Consider the following 13,286-nt stretch of genomic DNA (forward strand, 5'->3'; position numbering starts at 1 on the left):
ACCAGCCCCTCCCGTTCTTACTCCATGTGACGCGCTGAAGTACCTCGTGGCTACCGGCGCGCGACGCATCGGTAGGGTCCAGCTCATGCCGCTTGTGCTCTTTGACCTGGACAACACCCTCGTCAATCGGCAGAGCGCGCTCAGCGGAGCCATCACCGCGCTGTGCCGCACACACGGCTTCGGCGCTGCTATCGAACAGCAGCTGCGCACCGAACTGGCCGACCGTGTGAATGCCGCCGACTTCTCCCGGCTGCGGGCGGCCTTCGACCTTGAGGTTCCGGCGGCGCAGTTGTGGAAGGAGTACGGCGGCCTCATGGCGGCCGCCGTCATCTGCCAGCCGGAAGTCATCGAGGGCCTGGCCCGACTGCGCGCAGCCGCATGGACGATCGGCATCGTCACCAACGGGGCTGGCGACATCCAGCGCGCCAAACTTGCCGCGACCGGTCTCGCTGACCTTGCCGACGGCATCGCGGTCTCGGGAGACCTGGAGATCCGCAAGCCGGACCTGCGTCTCTTCCAACTCGCAGCTTCCCGCTGTGGCGTGAACCTCGCGGACGGCGGCTGGATGGTCGGCGACAACCCGGCCGGGGACATCGGCGGCGGCCACCAGGCCGGCCTTCGCACCATCTGGCTGCGTGGCCGCCCATGGCCAGACGGCCTTCGCGCCGCGAACTACGTCGTCGACGACGTCATCGGCGCCATCACCATCCTGCTCAACGAGACCTCGGAGTAGCACCGTGGACCAGCAGATCGTCGGCATCCTCCATCCCGGAAGCATGGGTGCGGCCGTCGCCGCGTGCGCCGCGACCAACGCGGCACGGGTCCTGTGGTGCGCGGAAGGACGGAGCCCAGCGAGTGCCACGCGCGCAGAGCGGTTCGGCCTGGAGCCGGTCCCCACACTGCAGGATCTGCTGGACCAGTCCGGCACGGTGATCAGCCTCTGCCCGCCGGCGGCTGCCGAGGACCTCGCCTGTGCTGTCGCCGCGCACGGCTTTGCCGGGGTATACGTCGATGCGAACGCGATCAACGCCGAACGTGCCGTCAGGATCGCAGGGCTCTTCCGGCATGCCGAAGCCGTTGTCGACGGCGGGGTGGTGGGCTCGCCACCGGTCAACGGCAAGACACCCACCCTGTACCTGTCCGGCAGGAGCGACGCGACCGCGCGCGTCGAAGCGCTCTTCGCCGGGACCGCGGTACGCACGAAGGCACTGGGCACAGAGATCGGCAAGGCGTCCGCGCTGAAGCTCGCATACGCGAGCTTCCAGAAGACGTCCCGCGTCCTCGTGGCGCTCTCGATCGGGATGGCCCGCGAGCACGGCGTCGACCAGGAGCTCATCGACATCGCCTCGCAGCGAACCGACTCGTACCTCGCCGAACCCGAGTACATCGCGAAAACAGCGGCGCGCGCCTGGCGGTGGGGCCCGGAACTGGAGGAAGCAGCCGACATGCTCGCGGCCGCCGGCCTGCCACCAGAGATGTTGCGCGCGGCCGCTACGACGCTGGCACGCTGGGAGAACGCCAAGGACGACGGGGAGCTCACGCTCACCGAGGCCCTCCAGAGGCTTACCCAGCCGTAACCCGTCGTCATGCCGTCGCCGCTCCCGCCTGCTCAGCCAACAGCTGGTGAATTAGGCGGGCGGACTGAACCGGCGTGGTCGTCACGGTCTCCACCACGAGTTCCCAAGCCATGTCAGGGTGCGCGTCCATGTCCTCGCGCGTGGCCTCCCACGCCGCCAGGCGCGCCGCAGTGTCGGTGTCGCCCCGCCCTTCAGACCGCTTCGCGGTCACCGTCTTCGGGCACCACAGGACTACCAACGTCCAGTCGGCCGGGTATCCATCGACCACGGCGCGGATCCCGTCGATCTGACCGAGGTGCACCACAGGCACTCCCGCCGCGAACGCGGCGTCCAGGCCCGGAGCGTCGATGACGTACGTGTTGCCGTACCGGCTGTTCGTGTAGACGACGCTGTCAGCGGCCTCCAGCTGACGTAGCTGCTCCACGGTTCCCATGCGGTAGCCGGTGCTCTTTCCTGAGCCGAACTTGAGGCGGGCGAACTGGCCGTACCGCGGATCGAGTTCGGCCAGGGCCTGGGTGACGGTGTCCTTCCCCGAAGCCGGCGGCCCGTACAAGATGACGCCCTGCTTCTGGCTCATGCGTACATCGACCCCATCGCCTGGCGGGCCTGGTCAGCGAGCGAGACGGCGGTGCCCATCCGGTTGTCGACGACCAGGTGCGGAACGGCTGGCCGCAGCTCCAGGTCGATCGTTTCGAGGTACTCCTCCCAGCGGGCCAGCTTCCACGCGTCCCGGGCAGCGGAGCGGAAGGTGATGTACTCCCGCATCGACTCCTGATCGCAACGAACCCACACGGGGAAGACGTCGACGCCCATCGCGGAGCACCGGTTCGTCAGCCGTTCCATCCATTCCGGATCCGTCATCTCGCCGATGAACGGCGCGGTCAACACGGTGCTGATCCCGCACTTGATGTTGGCCATGGCCGACTGCATCAGGCAGCTGTATTCCACCGGGCGGACCTGCTCGCGGTAGAGATCGGTGTGCCTGTCGTTCGCGTCGCCGCCCAGTGCGACCAACAGCCGTTCGACGAGAGGACGGGTGAGGGGGTCCTTGTCGAGCAGCGGCCAGCCGGTGAGCTGAACGAAGAACCGGGCCAGCTCAGTCTTCCCGCTGCCCGCGAAACCGCCGACCAGGATGAGGACAGGGCGGTGCGGATCGCCGCCAGTGTGCCTCCGCTTCCATGCGTCGATGATGCGCTGTTGGAGATCGAAGTGATCAGCTTCCCCCGAGCCCGGGGCGATGCGGTGAATCGCACGTTCGACGGCCAGGACGTGCGATCCGTTGAGGCGATCGTCCATCGGCGTGAGCTTGAAAGACGTCTCCTCACCCGGCAGAGCGGTCCGGAAGCCAAGGTCAGGCTCGGTGGCGCGGTACAGGAGGCAGTACGCCCGCCGATAGTGCGGACCCGGGTAGACCTCGCCCTGCTCGTGCTGCCACAACGTCTGAGGATTCGCAGCAGGGATGCCCTTCAGCTTGGCCCGCTCGGCAACCTCGCGGAGCCGTTCGCCGGCCTTCTCCAGGGTCAGCCCGTGAGCCTCCCGCTGCTCGAGTAGCCGGTCGGGCCTCCATCCCGCTCGCTGCTTCGCCATCCTCTGCCCCTCCGTCATATGCATGGGCGCGAGCCTAGGGCTCAGCCCCCAAATCCCATGTGTACGTGGATGTTGAAAACCCGTGAACAGCGCTGCGCACGAGCTTCGACAAGCCGCTGTGATGTTCCGTCTCTGCCGTCGCCGGTGTGATTGACCCCACAAGACAACCAGTCAGGGGGCGGCGATGCAGGGCATCGAACGGTTAGGCATTGAATTCGTAGTCCAGAACGTACGAGGCGCTGTCGAGGGTCATCTCGTTGATCTCGACGACGCGCTCCTCGCTGTCGAAGGCCGTACGGCAGAGCTTGATCACGGACCGCTCATCCGACATGCCGAGCGCCACAGCCTCGGAGCTTGTTGGCAGCCGGCCTCGGATCTCCTCGCGGAAGCGCACCACCGTGTGACCGAGGTCTGCGAGCCGCGCGTAGATGCCACCCGGTCCTGTGTCCGCCTGCGTGATTGCCGAGCCTTCCACCAACTCGTAGGGGAGGTAGGAAATAGCGATCATCACTGCGCGACCGTCCAGCACGTATCGGCGGGAGCGCACGCAGGCAGTTTCTCCTTCCCCCAGCTCAAGCACACGAGCGATGTGCGGCGGCGGAACTGCTTGGTCGACGGTTACTTGATCAACATCAAGCGGCCGGTCTTCGTCGGCCGACCAGATCGACTTTCCTGCGCCCCACTGGTCACGTGCCAGTCGCTGAATGCCATGTCGCCGGATTGGGCGGAACGACTGAACGAAGACGCCCGCGCCCTTCCGGGACTCAGCAAGCCCCTGGTTCTTGAGGGTGCGAAGAGCCTGGCGTGCGGTGAGTGCCGCGACACCGTACTGCGTAGCGAGTGCGTTTTCGCCTGGCAGTCGATCGCCGGGACCGTACTCCCCGGACTCGATAGCTGCCTTCAGGTCGTCTGCAATCCGCCGGTACTTGGGCAACTGGCTGCCCGCATCTTTTGCCATGTGTCTCCCTATCTCGCTAGCGATCCTATGGCGGCCAGCTATCGGGATCGCCGTAGGGACGGCTTGATCCAGGTAAGAGCCACTCGAGAGTACCTCGTTAACGAGCCGCTTGACATCGCTAACGAACGCCGCTTCACTGAGTCCATCGACCTCGTTAACGAGGTGAACGAGACCTCGTCTCGGGACTGCTCAGCCCTGCCTGACCGCCATTGGGACGCCTCCCGCGCCCTGCCTTTCCGAGAGGAGCACCACCCCATGAACGTCACCCGCCGCCCCGCCGCCAGCCTCGCCACCGAGTACTTCGACACGGAGACCCAGGAGCTGCTGGACGCGATCGACGTGGAGCTGCCGGATTTCGGCGACATCGACATGGACATCGCCTTCGGTACGCCGCTGGAGATGTACGAGGCCGGCCCCGTTGCCCACGAACGCCTGGCCGGCCTGGACATCACCGCCGCCATCGCCGCGATCGAGGCCCGCGAGAACCGCATGCTCGCTGCCCGCGACATCGCCGCCGATGACCCGACCATCGCGCAGCAGGTCCGCGAGCGCCTGGTCGACGTTCTCCTCCCCTACGCCGCGCAGTTGCGCATTGCGCCGCTGGCCACCGCCACGGACCCCCTGCCGCTCGCGGCATAGCTCCAGCCGGGTCCTCACGGACCCGGCTCCCCCACCCGGAACCGCCCCGCGGGCGGCGCCGGATGAGGGAGCCGGACCCCGGTCCCCCGATGTACCGCCCGGAGACCGCCTGAAAGGGCGACTCGAAGGAAGCGGCCGTTACTTGAGAACTCAACAGCGTGATCCACCACCGCAGTACCGACCATGAGCACACTGGCCGGAGGTGAGTGGAAACCCGTCGTGAGGTGCCATTACCCCTGGTGGTGGCAGTCGGCACGTGCGATGACCCGTCAGGCGCCCAGCACCTGGGGGCGGCCCGGTGCAGTACCAACCGGGCGCTCATTACTGATGGCGAGCATGGAGGGCCTACATCCTCACGACGTAAAAGAACGACGCGACACACTCCCAGACCCTCGGCACCTGGTTCCAGCCGAGGCGAGGAGCCGCGTCGGGACCGAGGGCACCTCGCCTCCCTCCAGCACGGCAAGGCGAGCAGCGCGGCGGCAGAGGCCGCGCCCCCTGTTAGCAGCCCCGCGCTGCCCAGTCGCTCACCGCCCGCTTCGGCGGTCGGTGAGCGGTGGAGAGCGCGGAGGACCGCCCCGCTCCACCACCCACCCCGGCAGGAGAGCCCATGGATTCCCTGATCAACCACCAGTTCTTCGGCGCGACCCCGGAGACCCGCTACAACGTCGCTGGCCTGAGCTCGGAGGAGGCGTACCGCCTGATCGGCGTGAACACGATGGCCGGCTTCGAGCCGGTCGTACACAACCGCACCGCGAAGGGCGAGCCGCTGCGCACCCGGGACGGCAACCGCCTCACCGTCGTCGCGCTGCACGGCACCGGCGTGATGAGCACGATCGAGTTCGAGCAGGTCTGACGGCTGCCTGATCCGCCCGCACCGGCCCGGCCGGAACGGGCGGTGACGGGGAGCTGGACAGCCCGTCCCGCACCACAAGGACAGCCCCGAGGATCGCACCCCCGGGGCCGTCAGGACCTGATGTGGAGGCCCGATGAACATCATCACACGCAACCAGGCCGACGAGGCGCTGCGCAGGGCGCAGGAAGCCGACCGCCGCAACGCTCAGGGCGGGGGCCAGCGATGACCGACGCGGAGCGTGAGGCGCTGTCGCAGAAGAACGCGCAGCAGAACCAGCAGTCAAGGGGATCGAACTACGGCAAGAAGTGACGCACCGGGCTCGGGTCGCGCAGCAGCGTGCGGCCCGAGCAGTTGTCCGCTTCGGACTTGGTGACCCTCGCACCCGGGCGCTCCTGGCGGCCGCTCTCGTAGCGGCCACCACGGCATGGGACAGCGGGCACCGAGTCGCCGAAATCCATCCCGTACCACCGAGAGGCACTACCGCCGATGGGTGATGACCTGCACACCCGCTACATGCAGGCCCACGACACCTGGCGCGCTCACCGCGAATCCTGCCAGCCGTGCCGAACCAGCACGCACTGTCCGGCCGGCGCCCCGCTCGCAGAGCGGTTCGAGCGCCTGCAGGACGCCTTCCTGGGCCGCTCACGGCCCACTTGATCTGATCGGAGGCCCCGATGCTCAGCCTTGAATCCTTCCGCGACCAGCACGGCGACCCGGCCACCTGGCCGGCCGCCGACATCGACAGCTACCTGGTGATCGGCGACATCGCCCCTCCGGTCCCGCCGGTGCTCGGCCTCAGCGAGATGCAGGCCATCGCCGCCGACTACGAGCAGTCCGCGTACCCGGCATTCGAGGCCGTCCTGAACGGCTGGTGACCAGCAGGCGGTTCCGGCTGCCGTCGGCCCGCTGACCCCGCTCCGCTTCCTGCGTTGCCCAGTCGCCACCGGCCCGCCCCGCGCGGTCCGGTGGCGGTGGAGAGCGAAGGAGCACCGCTTCCTCAGCTCTGTTCGGCCCTCGCGGCTGGAGAGCACTTCTCCGACTCCCCGTCCTTGGAGGACCTCGTGATTGCACTTCCCCTGTTCCTGCTCGCCGGGGGCGCCACGTACCTGTTCTGGCGCTCCGACATGCGAGCAGGCGTGACGATCGCCGCGCTCGTCTGCGGCTACGCCCTGGCGACGTCGCCGCTGTCGACCGCGATCGACGGTATCGGCACCGGCATCGGTGCCGCGATCTCCAGCGCCAACGACAGCGCCGCCGCCAGCAAGTGACTTCTGCCGCTTGCCCGTGGCTCCGCACCGCAAAGGTGCGGGTCCGCGGGGAGGTGACAGCCCCCGACCCGTCCGCACGACCCCCGACCTGGAAGGAACCCACCCCGACATGAGCGACAGCGACAGCGGCGAGAAGCTCGGCTCGAACCTCTCCCAGCTCATCCAGCAGCTGGAGAAGATCGAGTTCACGACGGACCGCGACCTCTACCAGTACGCCCGGATCCTGCGCGCGATCGGCATGGAGCTCCACATGCGGATCGGTATGGACGCGGACATGGTCGGAGCCATCCTCGCCCAGTACAAGGGCAAGTGGTGGACCTTCGGCGCCCAGTCCAAGATCCGCGCGAAGCTCGTCTCCGCCCACCTCAAGGGCGGCGCTTCCGCCGCGAAGGTCCTCGGACTGAGCGGCATCAAGATGTACGCCTCCTTCGTCAAGCACTTCATCCAGCCCGAGATCGAGGCTGAGCGGAAGGCACGCGAGGGCAAGGGCTCGAAGAAGCCCGGATTCTCCATCGGTGACAAGCCCAAGGGCGCCGCCGGGCGTCCGGGCGAGACCGGAAGGGCAGCGTGATGGCTCGCCGAATCTCCGCACGAGCGAAGAAGATCGACACCCGTACCGAAGAGGAGCAGGACTCCTCGAAGAAGGCATGGGTCACCTACGGCGGGCCGTGGGGCATCAACATCGGCGGCTGCATCGCCGCTGAAACCGCCCACGTGCTGCTCGCCACCACCCCGGCCTCCCTGGCGCTCGCCGCGCTCGGTCTGGCCGGCACCGGCGCGGCCCTGTCCAAGCTGATCAACCACATGGACGTCAAGGCCAAGCGCGAGAAGGACGTCCGCTACCTCCACCAGGTCAACTCCATCGCCACCACGGCCGGGATCACCCTGGGCACAGTGGTGGGCCTGGAGTCCGGCGCCACGATGGGCGCCTGGGCGCTCGCCGGGTCCGGCCTGTGCATCGCCAACCACCTCTGGTCGGCGCTGCACAAGAAGGGCGCGGGAGAGAAGGCCGACGGCAAGTGGGCCAAGCTCGAATCCGAGATCGGCCTGGCCAAGCACGAGCTGAAGGAGGCCAAGTCCAACGGCAAGGGCACGGTCGTCGCCAAGGTCGAGGCGAAGGACGGGGCTACGGCGGACGAGTTCGCCCGCCGTATCCCCGCCATGACCTCCGCGCTCAAGCTCGGGCAGGGCCGCATCACCCACACCGTCGACGACGACGACGCCTCGCTGATCACCATGCGGGTCCAGGTCGCCGACCTGCTGAAGGACGGGTTCGCCTGGCCCGGCCCCTCCGCGTTCGGCGCCGGGTTCGGCGACATGCCCATCGCCCTCGGACGGTACGAGGACGGCGAGACGCTCAAGCTCAACCTGCCCGGCATCCTCAACGACTTCCAGGAGGTCGAGGGCGGGCAGAACGTCGAGCACTGCGTCGCCCAGGGCGTCAACGGCGCGGGCAAGACGGTCGGCAACAGCATCATCGTGACCGAGGCCGCCACCCGCACCGAGGTGTCCGTCATCGTCATCAACTGCTCGAAGTTCATGCAGGATTACGGGCACGTCCGGCACGCCGCCGACATGGTGATCACCAACGAGAAGGACGCCCGCCGGTTCTTCAAGCAGATGCACACCGTCATCAAGGCCCGCGGCGAGTTCCTCGCCGCCAAGGGCCTGGCGAAGTGGAAGCCGGGCTGCGGCCTGAACTTCCTGGTGATCATCGGTGAGGAGGCCGCCGACTTCGCCGAGGGCGAGGCGTACGGCAAGGTGCTGCGCACCCTGCGTTCCACCGGCGGCTGGTTCCTCTCCTCCATCCAGCGCGCCACGCACGACCAGATGGACACCACGGCGCGCTCCAACCATCCCGCCGGTATGGCCTACGGCCTGTCCGACGGAGCGGAAGCCCAGTACGTCCTGCCGCCCGAGGCGATCGACGCCGGCGCTTTCCCCGGCTGGGCGAACAGGAAGCCGGGCTACCTGTACGCGGCCGGGATGGGCATCGCCGAAGACCGCTGGGCGGTCACCGCCCGCACCTACAACGCCGACCGCCCCACCCTGGCGGCCGCCGTCACCGCGGGCATGAACGTGCGCACCCCCATGGACGCCACGACCGCTGAGGCGTTCGGCGCGCTGTGGACCAACCGCACCACGTACACCACCCCGCTCCTGGAGGGCGACACCGACGGGACCGGCGCCTTCCCCCAGCAGCCGGCCGCACCCGCCACCCCGGCGGACACGGCCTCCGAGTACGACGCCGACGACGAGTACGAGGAGGACGAGGACGTGGACATCGAGGTCGACCCCGAACTGCTCGCGAAGGAGACCGAGGACTTGGACGAGGAACTGCGGCAGATCCTGGCCGCCGACCCCGAGCCCGGCGCGTACGACCACCTCAGCGTCGAGAACGACATCGAGGCCCCGGCGGCCACCGCCCCGGTCTTCCAGCTGCCCGGCGCGGTGGCCGACGAGGACAAGCTCTCCCCCGACGACACCAAGGCCGCCATCTTTGCTCGCCTGGATTCCTGGGTGCGCGAAGGCAAAGACAACTTCGAGCCCAAGGAGCTCAACGACCTGTGGATGCGGGTCAACAAGAAGGGCGCCCGCGACTGGTGGAACCGCCTCAAGAAGCAGCTCCTGGACGACGGCGTCATCGCCAAGGACGAGTCCGAGGAGGGCTACGGATCGTACGACCTGATCCGCTCCCCGCTCGGAAACGACAACTGACAGTGACCAACCCTGGGAAGGGCCGCACAGCGCACACCGCACTGTGCGGCCCCTCCCTCCCCCTAGGGATTTTCCAGTGTGCAGGCCCGCACACAGGTGATTGATCCCGGTTTGAACCCTGTGCAGTGTGCGCCGCACACTCCCCCCGCACACTACGGAAGGTAGCCAGAATGAGCGCCCCGACCGCGCCCCGGCCGAAGCAGGCCGGGCCGCCCAAGACCCCCCTCCCGCCCCCGCCCGTCAGCGCGGACGACGCCGCCAAGGCCCGGCAGTCCATCGCCAAGCTGGACGAAGTCCTGGCCATGGTCACCAAGGCGCTGCTCACCATCGGTGGCGGCGCTTTGATCTTCACTTGTGTGAATGTGACCCTGTTCGGCATCTCCCACTCGATCCCCTGGTACATCGCCTGGATGCTGGACCCGCTGGCCAGCCTCGCCCTGATCACCGTCCTGTACGTCGACGGTGTCCTCGCAGAGCACGGCGGCGACTACAAGCCCGGCGGCTGGCCGTTCCTGCTGCGCTGGACCGCCGGCCTCTCCACCTGGGTGATGAACTGCTGGACGTCGCTCTACCCCGACGGCCACTTCCACTTCGTCCCGCAGAAGCCCGACGCCGGCGGAATCCTGCTCCACTCCGTCGCCCCGGCCCTGCTGATCCTGCTCGCGGAAGCCGCCACCGGCTACCGCAAGTACGCCACCCGGCGCCGCGGCGAACTCGCCGCGATCATCGCGCAGTTCGAGGGGACGAAGGCCGCCGAACGCGAGACCGCTCAAAAGCGAGCCCGCGAGAAGGAAGAACGCGAGGCAGCCGACAAGCGCGAGGCAGCAGAACGCGAGGAAGCCACGAAGCGCGAGGAGGCAGAACGCGAGGCCGCCCGGCGCGAACGCGAGGAAATCGCGAGGCTCGAAAACGAGCGGCTCACCGCAGAAATCGAGGCGGCAGACCGTACCCGCCGCGCAGAAATCGACGCAGAACGCGAGCGGCTCGCACTGACCGAGCGCACCGCAGAAATCGAGGCGACGCGGCGCAAGACCGAGGCCGAGATCGAAGACCGCCGCCACCGCGAGCAGTGGGAGCGGGACCAGGCCGAACGGGACCGTGAGGCCACCCGCCAGGCAGAGATCGTCAAGGCAGAAGCGCAGGCAGAGGCGCTGCGCAAGGAAGCCGAAGCCCAGGCGGAAGCCCTGCGCCGGGAGGCCGAAGCCGCCGCGGATACCGAGCGGATCAAGGCTGAGGCTGAGGCCCGCGCCCTGGAGGAAGCCGAGAAGCTCAAGCGGCAGCGCGCCCTTGAGCGGGCCGCCGCCAAGGCTCGCGGAACCTCGGAAAGTTCAGTCGCCCGCGCCTCGATTTCCTCGGGCCGCGCCTCGGAAAGTGGGGTCGCGGTCAGCGCGGTGCCCGCCCTGACCGCCTCGGAAAACGGCGGTCGGATCCCTCGCGAAGTGCGCGAGAAGCAGCGTGACGAAGCCGAGCGGTACATCGCGAAGTGCTCGCTGTCCGGCATCGAGCCGGACCTGGAGCGCCTCGGAAACCAGTACGGCAAGGGCGAGACGTGGGTCGGAGACCGCGTCCGCACCGCCAGGCGCCGCCTCGCAGAAGAGGACGGATTCGAGGAGTCGGTCATCGCCGACGCCCTGGACGTCTTCGAGGACGACAGCGTCGGTGCGGCATGACCCACCGGCCCGAAGAAGAGGAAGAGGACACCGTGGACACCGACTTCGAGTTCGACTTCACACACCTGGGCACCGAGCCGGTCGCCCTGCTCCCCAAGGCCGGCCCCGGCCACCCGCCGATGATCCTGATGCGCCGGGACGAGCTGCTGCCCACGCGGTGGCGCCACCTCACCGACTGAAGGCGCACCCACCGCGCTTCGACGGCTCCACTGGCCTCCGGGGATGAATCAAGCACCCCCGGAGGCCGGTGAAGAGGCCGAAGCCTCCCCCGGGCGATCTCACGCCAATGACACCTGCCCGAGCTCCCCAACAGAGGAGAGGACCCATCATGCCGTCTTACGACGGGCAGCCCCAGCCCACCTACTACCCCGAGCCGCTGCCGCCCCGGTACGGACAGGCGCCCGCCCCGCAGTACGGCCAGCACGTCGTCCCGCTCCCCCAGAACGCGGTCGTCTACCCGCCGACCGCCGGCCTGGACGGCGTCGTGATGATGCCCGGCCCGAACGGCCAGCCGGTCGCCTACTACACGGCGCCGCCCGCTCCGGCCCCGCAGCCCTACGTCTCCCCGCTCCTGGTGAAGGCCGCGCTGGTCGCGGTCATCGTCGGTATCGCCGGTGTCGGCGTCTACTTCCTGGCCGCCGCCATCCTCGAGCTCGCCAAGGCGCTCGCCATCCTGGCCGGCATCGGCCTGGGCGGCTTCGTCCTCCTCAAGATGCTCGTCACCGGCCCCGGCCGGGGCGGCTCGGTCAACGTCAACGCCCGGGGCCGCGCCAAGGTCCAGGTCCACACCGGCCGCGGGCACAACCGAGGCCGTGGCCGCCGCTGAACCGGCGTCCCCGCCGGCCGTCCGGGACGTCGACATCTACGCCGACCCCACCGGCGCCCTCCCCGTGCACCGCTGGAGGCAGGCCCCGAAAGGGCTCGCGACCAGGCGGCAACTCAGGGAGAAGTGCTTACGGCCCGGCGGCCAGGACCCGGTCGCCGTCATCGAGTGCCGGGGCGGCAAGCGCATGGCGTGGCTGTACGAGATCAAGAAGGCCAAGCCGATCCGGCCGATGACCTTCGCCAAGGAGCTCGCGCTCGACAAGGCGATGGCCGCCCGGCAGACCTGCCCGAAGTGCTCGCGCCGGTACTACCACTGCCTTCCTTTACGCACCCTCGGGTCCTGTCTTGAGTGCTACGACGGCACCCCGACCGCCCCCGGCAGCTACATGCGCCCGCCCGGCGAGCACCTCGCCGTCGCGGCCTGAACCCCTCTCCCGCGTCTGCCGGTTGCCTGACCCACCCGCCCGTCGGCGGGTGGTGAGGGGAGTCGGTGAGCCCGGCCCGCCCGCGTATGCACCACCTCGTCCACGCCGTCGACCACCGTGAAGGAGAACCCGGTGAGCGAGCCCGACAAGCATGAGTCCGACCCCGCCATTCCGCCGCTGGACACCATCGACGACAGCCAGCGCGTCCCGCCGCCCCGGCGGCCGGCCCCGCCCCGGCCGCACCCGATCAAGGCCGCCGACGACATCCCGCCCGGCGCCATCGCCGCCTTCGGCGTCGTCGGCCTGGTCGCCCTGCTGCTCGTCCTCAAGTGGGGCATCCCCAAGGCGATCGACTGGTACCACCACCAGGACTGGGCGTGGTTCACGCAGTGGACCGCCACCGTCGCCGACCCCGTCCACGCCTACCTGAGCGCGCACACGGTCGGCCTGCCCCTCACGGCCACCAGTGCGTTCGTCATCTGGCAGGGCGTCGGCATCGCCTCCCTGGCCCTGTCCTGGTTCACCGGCGCAGTCGGCGCCCGGCTGACCTGGACGGCGCACGGGGTCTGCTCGGTCCTCATGGTGTGGGACGCCGCCCCCGCCGCCGGCCGCCCCGTCGCCGCGGCCCTCACGGTCCTGGCCTGGACGATCGGCAGCCTCTTCGCCCTGCGCGGCCTGTCCCTCCGCCCGCTGATCCACCTGCACAACCACAACCACAACCACCCGGCTCGCTGATCTGACGGCTGCCTGATCCACCCGCCCC

General features: G+C 68.9%; 16 protein-coding genes. 13 read left to right on the forward strand and 3 right to left on the reverse strand.

Translation table 11 applies throughout. The annotated features are described in order from the left end of the window. Positions 1–85 precede the first annotated feature (85 nt). Together OG524_RS36535 and OG524_RS36540 are read left to right on the forward strand one after the other, a co-directional pair. Positions 86–733, forward strand: a complete 648-nt coding sequence (locus tag OG524_RS36535; RefSeq protein ID WP_331762256.1) for an HAD family hydrolase — start codon at positions 86–88, stop codon at positions 731–733. Positions 734–737: 4 nt separating this feature from the next. Beyond that, on the forward strand, positions 738–1,577 hold the full coding sequence (locus OG524_RS36540) for a DUF1932 domain-containing protein (protein WP_331762258.1): 840 nt from the start codon (positions 738–740) through the stop codon (positions 1,575–1,577). Positions 1,578–1,584: 7 nt separating this feature from the next. Here the strand turns inward: OG524_RS36540 and OG524_RS36545 are convergent, their stop codons facing one another. The 3 genes from OG524_RS36545 to OG524_RS36555 all read right to left on the reverse strand — a co-directional run bounded on the left by OG524_RS36545 (position 1,585) and on the right by OG524_RS36555 (position 4,122). Then, on the reverse strand, positions 1,585–2,154 hold the full coding sequence (locus OG524_RS36545) for a phosphotransferase-like protein (protein WP_331762260.1): 570 nt from the start codon (positions 2,152–2,154) through the stop codon (positions 1,585–1,587). Further along, complete coding sequence (locus OG524_RS36550; protein ID WP_311314905.1) at positions 2,151–3,164, reverse strand: AAA family ATPase; 1,014 nt, start codon at positions 3,162–3,164, stop codon at positions 2,151–2,153. Before OG524_RS36550 ends, OG524_RS36545 begins: the two co-directional genes overlap by 4 nt. A gap of 202 nt (positions 3,165–3,366) precedes the next feature. Further along, positions 3,367–4,122 (reverse strand): GntR family transcriptional regulator, encoded by a 756-nt coding sequence (locus tag OG524_RS36555; protein ID WP_331762264.1) that lies wholly within the window; start codon positions 4,120–4,122, stop codon positions 3,367–3,369. Positions 4,123–4,377: 255 nt separating this feature from the next. Between OG524_RS36555 and OG524_RS36560 the strand changes: the two genes are divergently transcribed. From OG524_RS36560 to OG524_RS36610, 11 genes are all read left to right on the forward strand, one after another. After that, positions 4,378–4,761: a hypothetical protein gene (locus tag OG524_RS36560; protein ID WP_331762266.1), complete on the forward strand. Its 384-nt coding sequence runs from the start codon at positions 4,378–4,380 to the stop codon at positions 4,759–4,761. A 610-nt stretch (positions 4,762–5,371) separates the two neighbouring features. Beyond that, entirely contained in the window at positions 5,372–5,617 is a 246-nt protein-coding gene (locus tag OG524_RS36565) for a hypothetical protein (protein WP_331762268.1), read from the forward strand. A gap of 674 nt (positions 5,618–6,291) precedes the next feature. Beyond that, complete coding sequence (locus tag OG524_RS36570) at positions 6,292–6,492, forward strand: hypothetical protein (protein ID WP_331762270.1); 201 nt, start codon at positions 6,292–6,294, stop codon at positions 6,490–6,492. A gap of 186 nt (positions 6,493–6,678) precedes the next feature. Then, positions 6,679–6,885 carry a hypothetical protein gene (locus OG524_RS36575; RefSeq protein ID WP_405812567.1) on the forward strand — a complete coding sequence of 69 codons (207 nt, stop codon included), beginning with the start codon at positions 6,679–6,681 and terminating at the stop codon, positions 6,883–6,885. 109 nt (positions 6,886–6,994) lie between these two features. Next, complete coding sequence (locus OG524_RS36580) at positions 6,995–7,456, forward strand: hypothetical protein (protein ID WP_331762274.1); 462 nt, start codon at positions 6,995–6,997, stop codon at positions 7,454–7,456. Continuing rightward, complete coding sequence (locus tag OG524_RS36585) at positions 7,456–9,603, forward strand: hypothetical protein (RefSeq protein ID WP_331762276.1); 2,148 nt, start codon at positions 7,456–7,458, stop codon at positions 9,601–9,603. The genes OG524_RS36580 and OG524_RS36585 overlap by 1 nt, the downstream gene beginning before the upstream one ends. Positions 9,604–9,773: 170 nt before the next feature. Continuing rightward, positions 9,774–11,273, forward strand: a complete 1,500-nt coding sequence (locus OG524_RS36590; RefSeq protein WP_331762278.1) for a hypothetical protein — start codon at positions 9,774–9,776, stop codon at positions 11,271–11,273. After that, positions 11,270–11,452: a hypothetical protein gene (locus OG524_RS36595; RefSeq protein WP_331762280.1), complete on the forward strand. Its 183-nt coding sequence runs from the start codon at positions 11,270–11,272 to the stop codon at positions 11,450–11,452. The genes OG524_RS36590 and OG524_RS36595 overlap by 4 nt, the downstream gene beginning before the upstream one ends. A 149-nt stretch (positions 11,453–11,601) precedes the next feature. Continuing rightward, the gene (locus tag OG524_RS36600; RefSeq protein WP_331762282.1) at positions 11,602–12,099 is read left to right on the forward strand and encodes a hypothetical protein; all 498 of its coding nucleotides are present in this window, start codon (positions 11,602–11,604) and stop codon (positions 12,097–12,099) included. Next, the gene (locus OG524_RS36605; protein ID WP_331762284.1) at positions 12,086–12,523 is read left to right on the forward strand and encodes an RRQRL motif-containing zinc-binding protein; all 438 of its coding nucleotides are present in this window, start codon (positions 12,086–12,088) and stop codon (positions 12,521–12,523) included. The genes OG524_RS36600 and OG524_RS36605 overlap by 14 nt, the downstream gene beginning before the upstream one ends. A gap of 132 nt (positions 12,524–12,655) precedes the next feature. Next, positions 12,656–13,258 (forward strand): hypothetical protein, encoded by a 603-nt coding sequence (locus OG524_RS36610; RefSeq protein ID WP_405812568.1) that lies wholly within the window; start codon positions 12,656–12,658, stop codon positions 13,256–13,258. The last annotated feature ends 28 nt before the right edge of the window (positions 13,259–13,286 follow it).

The sequence above is a fragment of the Streptomyces sp. NBC_01520 genome (assembly GCF_045040375.1).
Taxonomy (GTDB): Bacteria; Actinomycetota; Actinomycetes; order Streptomycetales; family Streptomycetaceae; genus Streptomyces.

Excerpts from the sequence above, each read along its gene's own strand:
- OG524_RS36535 (WP_331762256.1), top strand. The coding sequence starts at position 86 with ATGCCGCTTGTGCTCTTTGACCTGGACAACACCCTCGTCAATCGGCAG.
- OG524_RS36545 (WP_331762260.1), bottom strand. The coding sequence starts at position 2,154 with ATGAGCCAGAAGCAGGGCGTCATCTTGTACGGGCCGCCGGCTTCGGGG.
- OG524_RS36550 (WP_311314905.1), bottom strand. The coding sequence starts at position 3,164 with ATGGCGAAGCAGCGAGCGGGATGGAGGCCCGACCGGCTACTCGAGCAG.
- OG524_RS36555 (WP_331762264.1), bottom strand. The coding sequence starts at position 4,122 with ATGGCAAAAGATGCGGGCAGCCAGTTGCCCAAGTACCGGCGGATTGCA.
- OG524_RS36560 (WP_331762266.1), top strand. The coding sequence starts at position 4,378 with ATGAACGTCACCCGCCGCCCCGCCGCCAGCCTCGCCACCGAGTACTTC.
- OG524_RS36565 (WP_331762268.1), top strand. The coding sequence starts at position 5,372 with ATGGATTCCCTGATCAACCACCAGTTCTTCGGCGCGACCCCGGAGACC.
- OG524_RS36570 (WP_331762270.1), top strand. The coding sequence starts at position 6,292 with ATGCTCAGCCTTGAATCCTTCCGCGACCAGCACGGCGACCCGGCCACC.
- OG524_RS36580 (WP_331762274.1), top strand. The coding sequence starts at position 6,995 with ATGAGCGACAGCGACAGCGGCGAGAAGCTCGGCTCGAACCTCTCCCAG.
- OG524_RS36585 (WP_331762276.1), top strand. The coding sequence starts at position 7,456 with ATGGCTCGCCGAATCTCCGCACGAGCGAAGAAGATCGACACCCGTACC.
- OG524_RS36590 (WP_331762278.1), top strand. The coding sequence starts at position 9,774 with ATGAGCGCCCCGACCGCGCCCCGGCCGAAGCAGGCCGGGCCGCCCAAG.
- OG524_RS36595 (WP_331762280.1), top strand. The coding sequence starts at position 11,270 with ATGACCCACCGGCCCGAAGAAGAGGAAGAGGACACCGTGGACACCGAC.
- OG524_RS36600 (WP_331762282.1), top strand. The coding sequence starts at position 11,602 with ATGCCGTCTTACGACGGGCAGCCCCAGCCCACCTACTACCCCGAGCCG.